A 12809-nucleotide genomic window follows, 5' to 3' on the forward strand; every position below is an offset into this window, starting at 1 on the left:
AAAAGCAAATTTATGATGGCAGATATTGAAGTAAAAAGAATAACAATAAACGAGCTTGCACAATTGCAAAAAATTGGCAGGCAAACTTTTCAGGAAACTTTTTCGGACTCAAATTCCGAAGAAAACATGAAAAATTATTTAGACGAAGGGTTTTCAACCGAGAAACTAACTGCTGAACTTAATAATAAAGATTCCGAATTTTATTTTGCCACTCTTGAAAATAACGTAATAGGTTATTTAAAAGTGAACTTCGGAGAATCTCAAACCGAATTAAAAGACAATAAAGCACTGGAAATTGAACGAATCTACGTTTCAAAAGATTTTCATGGCAAAAAAGTAGGACAATTACTGTACGACAAAGCCATAGAAGTTGCCAGACAAAAAAACAATGAATATGTATGGCTAGGCGTTTGGGAGGAAAATCTGAGAGCAATCAATTTTTACACAAAAAATGGTTTTGTTGAATTTGACAAACACATTTTTAAATTAGGAAATGATGAGCAAACAGACATTATGATGAAACTTAAATTAGCAAATTAATTCTACCGGAATTTAAAAGAAAACTCAAATTGGGTTTCGTATGTAGAATTATAATGTTAAATTTATGCAACTGCAAAAGCAGAATAGTTTTACTCATGAATCCTACTTAATAGACAACATAATATGAAAATAGTCATTATAGGAGGTGGTTTTGCGGGAATCAATCTTGCAAAAGAGCTTGTAAACCATCCTCAAATACAAGTAACGCTTGTAGACAAAAACAATTACAATTTTTTCCCTCCACTTATATATCAGGTTGCGACCGCATTTTTAGAACCCTCAAGTATTAGTTATCCTTTTAGAAAATTCTTTGCAGGCAAAAAAAATCTGCAATTTCGTTTAGGAGAATTACTTTCTATAGTTCCTGCTGAGAATAAAATAATTCTCAACAATGGCGAATTAACGTATGATTATCTGGTTTTTGCTACTGGAGCCGAAACAAGTTATTTTGGCATGGAAAACGTAATGAAAAATGCCATTCCGATGAAAACCTTAAATGATGCCATCGAAATGCGTAATGCGTTGCTTAAAAACCTTGAAAAAGCTGCAATTACCAAAGATATGCGCAAACGTCGTAAATTATTGACGATTGTAGTTGCCGGAGGAGGACCAACAGGAGTAGAGGTTTCAGGAATGTTTGCCGAAATGCGAAAAAATATTCTGCTTAAAGAATATCCGGAATTAGAAACATCAGCCAGTAATGTTTATTTGGTCGATGGGGGAGACGCACTACTCTCGCCTATGAGTGAAGCTTCTCAAAAAGACACCTTAGAAGCGCTTACAAAACTTGGAGTTGTCGTTAAACTGCATACCCGCGTTACAGATTATGTTGATGATACTGTATTTTTTGAAAACGGAGAAACCATCCAAACCAAAAATTTAATTTGGGCAGCCGGAGTTTCTGCCAAACTATTTGACGGAATTCCAAAAGAAAGTTACGGCCGCGGAAGACGTATGGCAACGGATCAATATAATAAAGTAAATGGTTTTGAAAATATTTATGCAATTGGTGACACAGCAATTTTAGCCGGTGATAAAAATTTCCCAGACGGACACCCGCAAGTGGCTCAGGTAGCAATTCAGCAAGGATTAAATTTAGCTAAAAACTTTAAAGCTTTAGCTCAAAAGAAACCACTTAAACCATTCGCTTATAACGACAAAGGCTCAATGGCAATTATCGGAAAAAACAAAGCAGTAGTTGATTTACCAAGTCCAAAGTGGCATTTTAAAGGTTTTTTTGCCTGGATCATTTGGTTGTTTATCCATTTAATTTCTCTAATAACCTACAGAAACAGATTAAACACTTTCTGGAACTGGATGGTAGCATATTTTGCCCGAGATCAATCTTTGAGAATGATTATCAGACCAGAAAAGAGATCTTTAGAAGATAAAGTTTAATTTTAAATCCCAATTCTCAAATTCCAAATTCCAATTGTATTTTGAACTTTAAAGGTAAATGTTTTTTTGAATTCAAAAATTTCACTAAAGTTGTTTCACGCAGATTTAAGAAGATTTAAGCAGATTATAATTAAAATAAATCTGCTCAAATCTGCAGAATCTGCGTGAAACATTTTTTTTAAATCTATACAATCTATTGTGTTGAGAATTTTAAATATAAAAAAGCCAAAATCCAATATGGATTCTGGCTTTTTTTAATTTTAAGTTTATTCAGCAGTTGTTGGATCAATTACACCAAAAACCTCACTTACTGAATTGGCTGGAAAACCGCCAAGTTTAGCATGTTCATAAACCATTTCTTCATTTGGCGCAATATATACGCAGTAGATTTTATCGTTTGTGACATAACTGTTTACCCATTGAATTTGAGTTCCTAATTGATTAAGTACTCCACATGAGGTTTGTGAAATATCTTTTAATTGATCAGATGTAAGTTTACCGGCATTTGGGATTTCCCTTTCAATAACATATTTAGGCATAATAATTAAGCATTTATTTTCCTACTCGTGTGGCTTTTCGGTTTCGCCCCGTTTTTCAAATGGTATCTGGATTCCACTTAATTTTAAGCAGTATAAAATTAATAAAATAAAGAACATCAAAAACGTTATGCACTGATTTTTAAACATATAAAATTTATTTCCAACAGTAAAAATTGGATTAGCAAATTATGCTTAATCTTTCTCTCGCCGACGCAAAATCGTCAAGCTTTTTGCCACTCCCGATAGCTATCGGGATGTACAAATTAAAAAAAAATTTGTTTCACGCAGATTCTGCAGATTTAAGCAGATTTATTTTAATTATAATCTGCGTAGATCTGCTTAAATCTTTTTAATAAACTTGGCTCCCGATAACTATCGGGATTGAGAGAGATTTATTCGTCATAGCATTGTAGATTTTCTTAACTTAATGACATTGCCCGAGCGCTAGCGAACAGGCGAAGCAATTTAAAAATTTGGAATTTATTCTACTTAATGCCCAACCATTATATCATCATCTGCAGATAATAACGCTTTTTGTTTGATAAAACGTTTTCCGATATTTAAAACAATAAACGCAGCAATTGTGGTGGTTGTCATAATTGCAACCATTGGAGTTACAGAATTTTTTACAAAAATTCCAACAGCAAAAGAAGCCAACGCGCCCAATCCAAGCTGAATAGCGCCCATTAAAGCAGAAGCACTTCCGGTATTTTTAGCGAAAGGAGCCAATGTAAGCCCCGCAGTATTTGGATTTGAAATTCCTAAACAAGCTAAAAATAAGAACAACATCCCGATTGTTTCATACAATCCTAAAAGGTTATTTAAAGCAAGAATTAGAAAAATAATACTAATTACAGATTGCGAAATCAAGGCACCAAAAATCATTTGTTCACTCGAATATTTCTTCAATAACGCCGAATTTAATTGGCTTGAACCGATAAAACTAACAGACATAAAAGCAAAAATCCATCCGTAAGTTTTAGCATCTACATGGTAAATATTCATAAAAATGATAGGAGAGGCCGCTACGTATGAAAATAGTCCCGAAAAAGCGATAGAACCCGTAAATGCATACGTGTAAAACTGAGGCTCTTTAAGCACCTTTAAGAAGTTCGTGATAATTGGTTTCGGTTTTAAAGATATCGAAGTATCAGGTTTATACGAATTTGGTAAACCAATTTGTGAAGCAATCAAAATAACGATTCCCATACACATCAAAATAAAGAATACTGTATGCCAGCCATAATCTTCGGTAACATAACCACCAATTGTTGGCGCCAACATTGGCGAAAGCCCAACGACAAGCATTAATAACGAAAATACTTTTGGAATATCCTTTACTGGAAATAAATCACGAACCATTGCTACAGAAGCCACTGTAGCAGCGCAACTACCAACTGCCTGTATGAAACGTAAAAGTATAAACGAATCGATATTGGTAACATAAATACAACCTAAAGAAGCCAAAATATAAACCATTAACCCAACAAATAAAGGTTTTTTGCGTCCAAAACGATCCAATAAAGGACCATAAAGTAATTGTCCAGCCGAAATTCCGATAAAATAACTGGATAAACTCATAGAAACTTTGGCAACAGTAGTATGCAAATCTTTTGCAATCCCTGAGAAACCAGGCAAATACATATCAATTGAAAAAGGACCAAGTGCCGTTAAAGAACCTAAGATAAGTATTAGTTGAATGTATTTTTTTGTTGTCATTTTCTTAAAAAAGTGCTTTTAATTTTTTGCAAAGGTAAAGATTTCATACCTTGTTAGATAATTAAAACAATTTTAATAAAGTTTTGATAGTATTACGCAGTATTTAGTTTTTTAAAGTAATTAAAAATATTAATCTAAAAATCAAAGAATTATGAAAAAGTATTTATTATTATTGGCCTTTATTTTTACAACAATTTCATTTGCACAAACTATCACGTCTAAAAAAGAAGACGCAAATCCGGAACAGTATGCACTGCTTCAAAAAGTCAATCAATATTATCCCGACATCACTTTAAGCAAAACAGTTACAAACTTTTATGCTGACGGGAATATTATTGACACGCATCAGGAATTTGATTTAGCAACTTCAAAATTTTCAAGTTACAAAATCGGAATTGAGCCGGATAACAAAAAAGTATTATTTGAATACGTTTCTGATGAAACTGGAAAAGTTTACGGCGATGTTACAATTTTTAAAGGAAATGCCTTGAGAACAACTTTTTCAGAAAAAAACAATGAAATTAACGTTGCCTTAAATGGAAAATCTGTTTATTTAAAAAAGTTAAAATAATAGATATAACACACAATTCAAAAAGCATACGCCACGGTGTATGCTTTTTTTGGTTTATATTTGGCGCATATTTATTAAAAAAATCATTTAATGAAAAAGATTATTCTGCTGTTGGTATTTATTTCATTTACAGCATATTCGCAAAATCGTTTTACCGGAACCTGGAGCACTGAAAATTGCAAGAATTGCAGCAAGAAATATATTCTTAAATTAAACATAGCACAGTCTGTTAGCAAGATATACGGAACCGCTGAAATTACAAGCGACGATAAAAATCTGGAATCCGGAGTTATGGAAATTAGCGGATATGTATATGTTTTAGGCGATCGCGCTCAAATCAAGATAAAAACCAAAGATGGTTTATCAGCAGGCGCAGTTCTTATTGCAAATGATGGAACGATACAATTCGCTAAAAGAGGCGGATCTGATTTAATTCCGCAAGAAACGATTCTCACTAAGTTATACGATTAATCGGTGCTTTTAAAGCATGCCTATTTTGAACTATAATTTATATTATGTAAAATAGAATATTTCAAAATCCCTTCCTGTTCAGTTCATTGCAAATATTCTTTAAACATACTCTATTTTTGCAGAATATTAATTCGTCTTAGTTTTTTCAAGTATTAACAAGAATTTCAAGCTTTCTGATTCAATATTTTTTCACATTTATTCAAAATGTTTATATTCTCGTAAAGATGCTTTCGTTGTAAGAGTTTATTTTATTATTTTTACATTCGATACTTTAAAAAAATTATCAAAATATATGAATACAATCGCTGAGCATATTGCAGATTTTTTAAAAGAATACCCGCCATTTGATAATTTAACTTTTCAGGAATTATCTGATATTGCAACCAATATTCGTGTTATAAATTTAGAAAAACATGCAATATTGTTTCAAAACAATGATTTGCTTCACGACAGCTTTTATGTTGTAGCTTCTGGTATCATTAATTTAACAACAATTGCTGATGCCGAAGAAACGATTATCAACAAATGTCATGAAGGTGATATTTTTGGTCTTCGACCTTTTTTCGCTAAGAATAACTACATGATGACGGCTAAAGCCCGTGAAGAAACTATTATTTATGCCATTCCTATTGCTGTTTTCAGACCTTTTGTAGCTAATAATTCAGATGTTTTGAACTTTTTATTAGAAAGTTTTGCTACAAATTCAAGACATACAAAAGATAGCGTTGGCTCTAACGGAAAATTGATTTCTGATACTTCATTCTATGTAGATCAGCAGTCAGAAATGCAATATATTCAGTCTCTTAGCTATAATAATTCACCATTAACAACTGATGCAAATCATATTGTTAAGGATGTTGCTATATTAATGACTGATGCTATGGTTGATAATATCATTGTGTGCGAAAAAAATCGCCCAATTGGTATTGTTACAGCTACAGATTTGTCGTCTAAGATAGCGACAGGACGTTACCCTATTACAGAAACGATTGACAAAATTATGTCATCGCCTGTCGTTACTGTAATTGAAAATGTTTCTCTGGCTGAGGCGCAATTATTAATGTTAAAACACAATGTGACACATTTATGTGTTACAAAAGACGGTACGAATAAATCTGCTGTAAAAGGAATTATTTCTGAGCACGATCTAATTGTGGCTCAAGCCAGTAACCCTGGTGTTTTAATTAAAGAAATTAAACGTTCTCAACTGCCAAAAGATTTAAAACAAATACGAGATCGCTTGTCTGATTTGATTCAGAATTCGATTCAGAAAAATATTCCGATTTCACATATTAGCAATATTGTAAGTGAAATTAATCTGGCGATAATTAAACGTTCTGTTGAATTAGCAATTTTAGACTTAGGCTCACCTCCTGCCCGTTTTGCATGGTTAAGTATTGGTAGTCAAGGGCGTAAAGAACAGCTTTTACTAACAGATCAGGATAGTATTTTGATTTTTGAAGATGTTGCTCCGGAAAAATACAGAGAAGTAAAAGATTATTTCCTTAGATTAGCAAAAAGAGCTACATCTATACTTGAAAAAGTGGGCTATGATTTTTGTCCAAATGGACACATGGGAAGTAACATGCTTTGGTGTAAATCATTGACTGACTGGACAAAACAATACAACAGCTGGATGAATACTCCAGGTGAAAACAGTAATGATTTAAGCAGTATTTTCTTTGATTATGAGATCGTTTTTGGGGAACCAAAAATCGAAGAAGTTATTGAGAATGTTATTTTCAAAAATGCCGTTAACAACACCTTATTCTTTGACTTTTTAGGAAATGATGCCTTGAAGAAGAATTCTCCTTTGAGTTTTTTCAAAAAATTCATTGTTGAGGAAGAAGGTCCGGAAAAAGGGAAATTTGATATCAAAACCCGCGCATTAATGCCCTTGATTGATGGTGCACGTTTATTAATTTTGAACGCAAACATCAAAGGAATCAAGAATACTTATTTAAGATTCAAACAATTAGCAATAACAGATTCTAAAAATGCAGAGATATACTTAAGTTGTGCTGAAGCTTTTTTAACATTATCTAAATTTAGAACTGTTGAAGGATTAAAAAATGATAACTCTGGGCAATATATAAGTTTAAGAGAAATGTCTAAAACAGACAAAGAGAAGTTAAAAAATGCTTTGACACCAATGAAAGATCTTGAGGAATTAATTAAGAGTAAATTTCAATTGACCCAATTCTCATAAATATGCTAGACTGGATTAAAAATATCAATAAGGAATATCCGGATTTCTGGAAAGATTATCTAACTAAATTCGAAACAAAACCTAACCGATTTGTAGTTTTATCGACAGAAACTTCAGGATTAAACCCCAACAAGGATGTTATTTTGTCTTTAGGAGCTTTTTCGGTAGTTGATGATAGTATTGTAATTAAAGATAATTTTGAAGCTGTTTTGTTACAGTACAAATTTTTGCAGGATAACGGGCTTTCGAATGAGTTTATCATTGAGAGCAAAATGCTTAAAATGCCTGAACCAGATGCTATTGAAGCTTTGGTGAATTTTATTGGTAACGCTATTTTAGTTGGTCATCATATTAATTTTGATATCGAAATGCTAAATGCTGCATTAGAACGTCTGGATTGCGGAAGATTAAAAAACGAAGCTTTGGATGTTGATATGATGTATCGAAAATTAACAGATATTAATGATAAACAATTTTCGCTTGACGATTTAACCGAAATATACAAAATCCCAAAAAGTGATCGAAATTCATCGGCTGAAGATGCATATAAAATTGCTCTTTTGTTTTTGAAACTAAAATCAAGATTAGGGATTAAGTAAAATTAAAGACTCTTTCACCATATAAGTGATATATGAAGAAGCCTCTTAATTTTAAGAGGCTTCTTCGTTTCTATTTATTGCGGAATACTCATTTTATTATACTTGTTACGATATTCAATTGGAGTAAGACCTGTTATTTTCTTAAAAATTGTTCTAAATGCTTTTGTATCTGTATAACCTACATCGTACATCACTTCATTAATATTTTTTCTGCTCGTTTCAAAACTACGTTTGGCAAATTCTATTTTAACGCGGTTTACATATACCAAGACCGAATTATTGGTGGCAACTTTAAAACGTCTTTCAAAGCTTCTTCTTCCTAAAGACGCTAATTCAGACAATCCTTCAATTGTTAATTTTTCCTGAATATTATTTTCAATAAAATTCTGCGTTTTTTTTATAACTTCATCAGTATGTTTTTTCTGTCCCTGAAACATTGCAAATGCTAACTGGCTTTCTCTATCTATATCTATCGCGAAATATTTAGAAGTCAGAATAGCTGTTTCTCTATCTGTATATTTTTCTACTAAGTGTAAAAGTAAATTCCAATAGGATTTTGCGCCACCACTGGAGTAAATTCTATTTTCTTCAGTAAGAATACTTCCTTCAACTACTTCAATATTTGGAAACATTTCGCGAAACTCATTTTGAAATCCCCAATGCGTAGAACATTTTTTACCATTAAGCAAACCTGTAGAGGCTAACAAAAAGGCACCAACACATAACGAAGCAACTTCTGCTCCTTTTTTATACTGTTCATTTATCCACGGCAGTAGTTTTTCATTTTGAGCAATGGCGCTTTTCATATCTCCAAACAAAGCTGGTATTATAATCAAATCTGTTTTTTCAACATCTTCTAAAAGTTGGGAGGCATTTACAGAATACAAACCATTATTAAGTTTTACTTCTTTTTTTAATCCAACCAATTGCACATCAAACAATGCCTTTTTACCTGATGCGATCAAAAACTGATTCACTGCAGAAAACAAATACTGTGGATCTGCAATGGCTTGCAAAACCGAACTTTCAGGAACAAGAATGCTTACTTTTTTCATCTTTTGATTTTATATTTTTTTTTATAAAGATAAGAAAAAGACGTAAAAACCCCTCTATGTTGTCATTTACGCACAGCATTTATTTTTGTAACTAGTTGCAACTTTGTCTTGTCAGTTTAATTAAGAACTAACATAAAAAATAAAACAAAATGACAACAATTAATTCTTACCTAACTTTTAACGGCAATTGCCGTGAAGCAATGACATTCTATAAAGAATGTTTGGGCGGTCAACTTATATTACAAACAGTAGCCGAATCGCCAGTATCAGATCAAATGCCTGAACAAATGAAAGAATGTATTTTACATTCAATGCTTACAAGCGGCAACATTACTATCATGGGTTCTGACATGGCGCCGCAAACATTAGTAAAAGGCAATGCAGTTTCGCTTATGCTTAATTTTTCAAGTGAAGAAGAAACGCGAAAAGTTTATGCAAACTTATCCAAAAACGGAGATGCTTCTCAACCTTTAGAAATAATGTTTTGGGGTGCTTTATTCGGACATTTAACTGACAAGTTTGGTAATCAATGGATGTTTAATTTCGATGCTAATCAAAACCATAATGAAACTAAATCACTAATAGAAACTACGCAAACTTTTTAATTAATCAACTTAACAAAAATGAAAATGATAATCGTAAAAATAATAACTGTATTGGTAGCCATAATATCACTGGCTTTAGTAGTGGCAATGTTCACAAAAGATAAATACACCATAACAAGACAAATCGTAATTAACAAATCTAAACATGATGTTTTTGATTTTATAAAACTAAATCAAAATCAGAAATTGTACAGTAAATGGTTACTGCTTGACCCGAATACCAAAATTGAAATAAAAGGAGCAGCCGATGGAACATCTGGTTCCGTTTTAGCTTTTGAAAGTAAGCATCACAAGACCGGAAAAGGAGAATGGGAAATAAAAAAAGTAACCGATGGTGAAAAAGTCGATTTTGAGCTTCGTTTTTTAGCACCTTATGTTTTTACTGCAAACGGATATATGGCTACCGAAAGTTTATCTGCAAATCAAACAAAGTTAAACTGGGTATATAACAGCGGAATGAATTGGCCTAAAAATTTTATGCTTATTTTTCTGGATATGGATAAATTAATAGGATCTGATGTAGAGGAAAGTCTCCACAACATAAAAACTATTGTCGAAAAATAATCAACCATTAAAATCTATAACATTATGTCATTTCAAGCGTATCTAACAAACATTAAAGCAAAGACAGGTAAAGGACCTGATGATTTTAAAATTATATCGGACCAAAAGGGATTTTCGGTAGACGGACAGTTAAAACCAGAAATAAAAGCGGGTGAAATTGTGACCTGGCTAAAAACAGATTTTGATTTAGGGCATGGACATGCAATGGCTATTTATGCACTTCTTAAGGGAATAAGAAAATAAAACACATAATACGAATTCCTTAAAACATTGCTACACGTTACCTATTGTTTCTGACATTAAATAAAAAAGCTGCCTCGATTGAGACAGCTTTTTTATTTTTATTGAGAAGATCTTAGATTTTATCTTTCATAATTTCTTCTACAATTTCTGGATTCAATAACGTTGAAGTATCTCCAAAATTAGAGAAATCTCCTTCGGCTATTTTACGTAAAATTCTACGCATGATTTTTCCTGAACGTGTTTTTGGTAAACCAGAAACAAACTGAATTTTATCTAATTTTGCAATTGGTCCAATATGGTCAGAAATATATTGATTGATCTCTTTACTTAAATTTGATCGATCTCTAACTTCTCCAGTTTCCTTTAGAATTACAAAACCATATAATGCATTTCCTTTAATATCGTGTGGGAATCCAACAATTGCAGATTCTGCAACTGCAGGATGCTCGTTGATCGCATCTTCAATAGGAGCTGTTCCTAAATTATGACCAGAAACAATTACAACATCATCTACCCTACCGGTAATTCTGTAATATCCTACTTCGTCTCTTAATGCTCCGTCTCCTGTAAAATATTTTCCTGGGAAAGCAGAGAAATAAGTATCCTTATAACGTTGGTGATCGCCCCAGATAGTTCTGGCGATTCCAGGCCAAGGAAATTTAATACATAAACTTCCAACAACTTGGTTTCCTTCTATTTCATTGCGTTTTTCATCCATTAAAACAGGCTGAATTCCAGGTAATGGTAAAGTCGCGTAAGTTGGTTTTGTTGGAGTTACAAATGCAATTGGAGAAATCATGATTCCACCAGTTTCTGTTTGCCACCAAGTATCAACCACCGGGCATCTTTTGTCTCCAACGTGGTCATTAAACCAGTGCCAAGCCTCTTCGTTGATTGGTTCTCCAACAGATCCAATAACTTTTAATGATTTAAGTGGGTACTTCTGAATATAATCTAAGCTTTCTTTTGCTAACGAACGTATTGCTGTTGGCGCTGTATAGAATTGTGTGATTTTATGTTTTTCGATAATGTCCCAAAAACGGCTAAAGTCAGGATATGACGGAACTCCTTCGAAAATTACAGTTGTTCCACCGTTTAATAATGGTCCGTATAAAATATAAGAGTGACCGGTGATCCAACCAATATCTGCCGTACACCAGAAAATATCATTTTCTTCGTGATTGAAAACATTTTTAAAAGTATAAGCCGTATAAACCATATACCCTGCTGTAGTATGTACCATTCCTTTTGGTTTACCTGTAGAACCAGAAGTGTACAGAATAAACAAAGGATCTTCGGCATCCATAATTTCAGCAACACTATTGTCTAAAGCTGCATCTAATAAAGGCTGTAACCAAATATCACGACCTTCTTTCATTTTGATGTTAGTTTGAGTTCTTTTTACAACCAAAACTTTCGAAACTGATGGACAAGAATCCAAAGCTTCATCAACGATTCCTTTTAAATCAATTGTTTTATTTCCTCTGTAACCACCATCAGATGTGATCACCATTTTACATTCGCAATCATTGATTCTTGCAGAAACTGCAGAAGCAGAGAAACCAGCAAAAACAACAGAATGAATTGCCCCAATTCTGGCACACGCCAAAACTGCAACTGCCAATTCCGGAATCATTGGTAAATAAATACAAACTCTGTCTCCTTTACGAACACCTTGCTCACGCAAAACATTCGCCATTTTTGAAACTCTTTCGTATAATTCGTTATATGTAATATGTAAAGCTTCTTCAGAAGGATCGTTCGGTTCAAAAATAATAGCCGTTTTTTCTCCTCTTTTGCTTAAATGTCTATCGATACAATTCTTTGTAATATTAACTTTAGCTTCAGTAAACCATTTTACTTCGGCATCAGCCATATTAAAATCAACTACTTTATCCCATTGTTGATACCAAGTGAAATTTTCCTCAGCTATTTTTCCCCAAAATTTTCTTGGTTCTCTTATTGACTTATTGTAATGTTTAAAATATTGTTCTAAATTTTCAATTTTATAATAACTCATATGTTTTTGGAATTTTTTTTATAAATGTATTAAATATCAGCGTATTCTTAAAATTATTTAATTCATAAATTTCAGCAAAAAAAAACACATATTAAAAAAAATACGCTTTTTTTCTGTCTATAATATAAAAATTTGATTTTTGAAGTAAAACTACATATTGCAAAAAAGGCATGATAAATAAATACCACGCCTTTTTAATTTTAACAATTTCAATAACAATTAATTTCGTAATTCTGCATTACAATACTTTATACTATTTTGAAAATAGCAGCATCT

At 32.5% G+C, this 12809-nt stretch carries 13 protein-coding genes; 9 read left to right on the forward strand and 4 right to left on the reverse strand.

Features of this window, described 5'->3' with window-relative positions:
* Positions 1-15: 15 nt before the first annotated feature.
* Both LPB88_RS08640 and LPB88_RS08645 read left to right on the forward strand, forming a co-directional pair.
* The gene (locus tag LPB88_RS08640) at positions 16-540 is read left to right on the forward strand and encodes a GNAT family N-acetyltransferase (protein WP_230714956.1); all 525 of its coding nucleotides are present in this window, start codon (positions 16-18) and stop codon (positions 538-540) included.
* Positions 541-663: 123 nt separating this feature from the next.
* Positions 664-1938, forward strand: a complete 1275-nt coding sequence (locus LPB88_RS08645; RefSeq protein WP_230714630.1) for an NAD(P)/FAD-dependent oxidoreductase — start codon at positions 664-666, stop codon at positions 1936-1938.
* A gap of 266 nt (positions 1939-2204) precedes the next feature.
* Here LPB88_RS08645 and LPB88_RS08650 read toward each other — a convergent pair whose 3' ends face one another.
* Both LPB88_RS08650 and LPB88_RS08655 read right to left on the reverse strand, forming a co-directional pair.
* A complete protein-coding gene (locus LPB88_RS08650) occupies positions 2205-2477 on the reverse strand; it encodes a DUF4242 domain-containing protein (RefSeq protein WP_089354782.1) in 273 nt (90 codons plus the stop codon).
* Between the two features lie 489 nt (positions 2478-2966).
* Positions 2967-4196 (reverse strand): multidrug effflux MFS transporter, encoded by a 1230-nt coding sequence (locus LPB88_RS08655; protein WP_230714632.1) that lies wholly within the window; start codon positions 4194-4196, stop codon positions 2967-2969.
* 151 nt (positions 4197-4347) lie between these two features.
* Between LPB88_RS08655 and LPB88_RS08660 the strand changes: the two genes are divergently transcribed.
* The 4 genes from LPB88_RS08660 (at position 4348) to LPB88_RS08675 (ending at position 8046) form a co-directional block, all read left to right on the forward strand.
* A complete protein-coding gene (locus tag LPB88_RS08660; protein ID WP_230714634.1) occupies positions 4348-4767 on the forward strand; it encodes a hypothetical protein in 420 nt (139 codons plus the stop codon).
* A 90-nt stretch (positions 4768-4857) separates the two neighbouring features.
* The gene (locus tag LPB88_RS08665) at positions 4858-5238 is read left to right on the forward strand and encodes a hypothetical protein (RefSeq protein ID WP_230714636.1); all 381 of its coding nucleotides are present in this window, start codon (positions 4858-4860) and stop codon (positions 5236-5238) included.
* A 292-nt stretch (positions 5239-5530) separates the two neighbouring features.
* Positions 5531-7447, forward strand: a complete 1917-nt coding sequence (locus LPB88_RS08670) for a DUF294 nucleotidyltransferase-like domain-containing protein (protein ID WP_230714638.1) — start codon at positions 5531-5533, stop codon at positions 7445-7447.
* 2 nt (positions 7448-7449) lie between these two features.
* Positions 7450-8046 carry a PolC-type DNA polymerase III gene (locus LPB88_RS08675; RefSeq protein ID WP_230714640.1) on the forward strand — a complete coding sequence of 199 codons (597 nt, stop codon included), beginning with the start codon at positions 7450-7452 and terminating at the stop codon, positions 8044-8046.
* Between the two features lie 74 nt (positions 8047-8120).
* Here LPB88_RS08675 and LPB88_RS08680 read toward each other — a convergent pair whose 3' ends face one another.
* A complete protein-coding gene (locus LPB88_RS08680) occupies positions 8121-9101 on the reverse strand; it encodes a GlxA family transcriptional regulator (RefSeq protein WP_230714643.1) in 981 nt (326 codons plus the stop codon).
* A gap of 149 nt (positions 9102-9250) precedes the next feature.
* On the opposite strand from LPB88_RS08680, the gene LPB88_RS08685 reads away from it, so the two are divergent.
* Genes LPB88_RS08685 through LPB88_RS08695 form a run of 3 tightly spaced genes read left to right on the forward strand, consistent with a single transcriptional unit; the run spans position 9251 to position 10513 of the window.
* A complete protein-coding gene (locus LPB88_RS08685) occupies positions 9251-9706 on the forward strand; it encodes a VOC family protein (protein WP_230714645.1) in 456 nt (151 codons plus the stop codon).
* 18 nt (positions 9707-9724) lie between these two features.
* Complete coding sequence (locus LPB88_RS08690; RefSeq protein ID WP_230714647.1) at positions 9725-10270, forward strand: SRPBCC family protein; 546 nt, start codon at positions 9725-9727, stop codon at positions 10268-10270.
* Positions 10271-10294: 24 nt separating this feature from the next.
* Positions 10295-10513: a DUF4287 domain-containing protein gene (locus tag LPB88_RS08695; protein WP_230714649.1), complete on the forward strand. Its 219-nt coding sequence runs from the start codon at positions 10295-10297 to the stop codon at positions 10511-10513.
* A 112-nt stretch (positions 10514-10625) separates the two neighbouring features.
* Here LPB88_RS08695 and acs read toward each other — a convergent pair whose 3' ends face one another.
* On the reverse strand, positions 10626-12533 hold the full coding sequence (gene acs, locus LPB88_RS08700; protein WP_230714651.1) for an acetate--CoA ligase: 1908 nt from the start codon (positions 12531-12533) through the stop codon (positions 10626-10628).
* Positions 12534-12809: the final 276 nt, after the last annotated feature.

Source organism: Flavobacterium sp. JAS (assembly GCF_020991455.1).
Lineage (GTDB): Bacteria > Bacteroidota > Bacteroidia > Flavobacteriales > Flavobacteriaceae > Flavobacterium.